General features: G+C 66.2%; 3 protein-coding genes. 1 reads left to right on the forward strand and 2 read right to left on the reverse strand.

The window, feature by feature from the left end; translation table 11 throughout:
• A partial coding sequence (gene rfbA / locus I5E_RS06620) for a glucose-1-phosphate thymidylyltransferase RfbA (protein WP_022906294.1) occupies window positions 1-793 on the reverse strand: 793 nt, incomplete at its 3' end.
• Between the two features lie 22 nt (window positions 794-815).
• Window positions 816-1,424 (reverse strand): dTDP-4-dehydrorhamnose 3,5-epimerase family protein, encoded by a 609-nt coding sequence (locus I5E_RS06625; protein WP_022906295.1) that lies wholly within the window; start codon window positions 1,422-1,424, stop codon window positions 816-818.
• 85 nt (window positions 1,425-1,509) lie between these two features.
• Here I5E_RS06625 and I5E_RS06630 point away from each other — a divergent pair.
• Window positions 1,510-1,863 (forward strand): glycosyltransferase family 2 protein (locus I5E_RS06630; protein WP_022906296.1); only part of this gene is annotated, 354 nt, incomplete at its 3' end.

Raw genomic sequence — 1,863 nt, forward strand, 5'->3', positions numbered from 1 at the left:
GCTGCGCTTCGTGAATCCAGCCGTTGCGCCAGGCGATCTCCTCGATGCAGCCGATCTTGAAGCCCTGGCGGTCCTCGATGACCTTGACGTACTCGGACGCCTGCATCATCGACTCGAACGTGCCGGTGTCGAGCCAGGCGGTGCCGCGGTCGAGGACCTGGACACCGAGCTCGCCGGCCTCGAGGTAGCGCTCGTTGACGGTCGAGATCTCGAGCTCCCCGCGGGCGCTCGGCTCGATCGTCTTCGCGATCTCGATGACCTTGTTGTCGTAGAAGTATAGACCGGGGACGGCGTAGTTCGACTTCGGCTCGGTCGGCTTCTCCTCGATGGAGACGGCGGTGAAGTTGTCGTCGAACTCGACGACGCCGTAGGCCTTCGGGTCGGCGACGTGGTACGCGAAGATCGTCGCGCCCTCGACCTCGGTGTTCTTGCGGAGGTTCGTGCCGAGGCCCGTGCCGTGGAAGATGTTGTCGCCGAGGACCAGCGCGACGCTGTCGTCGCCGATGAAGTCCTCGCCGATGACGAACGCCTGCGCGAGGCCGTCCGGGCTCGGCTGCACGGCGTACTGGATGTCCATGCCGAGCGCCGAGCCGTCGCCGAGCAGCGCCCGGAACTGGTCGTTGTACTCCGGCGTCGTGATGACGAGGACCTCGCGGATGCCCGCCATCATCAGCGTCGACAGCGGGTAGTAGACCATCGGCTTGTCGTAGATCGGCATCAGCTGCTTGCTGATGCCCTTCGTGATCGGCCAGAGGCGGGTGCCGGAACCCCCGGCGAGGATGATGCCCTTCATCGGGATCGTCTTCCTTCGTTCGTTACTTCGTCGTGCGGAGGGACTCGGTGTAGGCCACGCACTCCTCGTACGTCGGCAGGAGGCCCTGTTCGGCCGCCTGCTCGAGCGTCGGCGCGTTCGTGTCCTTCTCGGAGAGGACCGGCTCGCCGATGCCGTCCGGCAGGGTGAGGCCCACGGTCGGGTCGAGGATCGTGATCCCCTTCTCGCGCTGGGGGTCGTAGTGCGCGCTGACGAGGTAGTTCACCGTGGAGCGGTCCTCGAGCGCGACGATCGCGTGCCCGAGCCCCTCGGAGAGGTACACGGCCCGGCGGTCGACGTCGTCGATGCGGACCGAGTCCCACTGGCCGAAGGTCGGCGAGCCGACCCGGATGTCGACGATGTAGTCGATGAACGCCCCGCGGACCGCGGTGACGTACTTCGCCTGGCTCGGGGCGACGAGGGCGTAGTGGATGCCCCGCGCGACGCCGGCCGACGAGATCGACATGTTCACCTGCCGCAGGTCGAGCGGGTGACCGACCGTCTCCTCGAGGACGTCGGCACGGTACGACTCGAGGAACGCTCCTCGTGCGTCGCCGTGCTGGACGGGCGTGAACTCCCACGCGCCGGGGATCTTCAGTTCGCGGATCTGCACCGGGGAAGCCTAGCAAGGCGCGAGTTCGCATAGGCTGTCATGGTTCTGCGCACTGCCGACTCCCGAAAAGAGACCCAGCGAGCCCGTGAAGCTATTCGTCCAGATCCCCTGCCTCAACGAGGAGAACACCCTCGCCAGCGTCATCGACTCGATCCCGAAGCAGATCGACGGCATCGACGAGATCGAGATCCTGGTCATCAACGACGGCAGCACCGATCGCACGGTCGAGGTCGCCAAGGAACACGGCGTACGGCACTTCGTGCACCACACCACGAACATGGGCCTCGCCCGGTCGTTCCGTGACGGCGTCGACTACGCGCTGCTCCACGGTGCCGACATCGTCGTGAACACCGACGGCGACAACCAGTACCCGCAGGCACACATCGCGGAGCTGGTCCAGCCGATCCTCCGCAAGGAGGCCGAGATCGTGATCGGCGAC

This window comes from Curtobacterium sp. B18, from assembly GCF_000333375.1.
Classification (GTDB): Bacteria; Actinomycetota; Actinomycetes; order Actinomycetales; family Microbacteriaceae; genus Curtobacterium.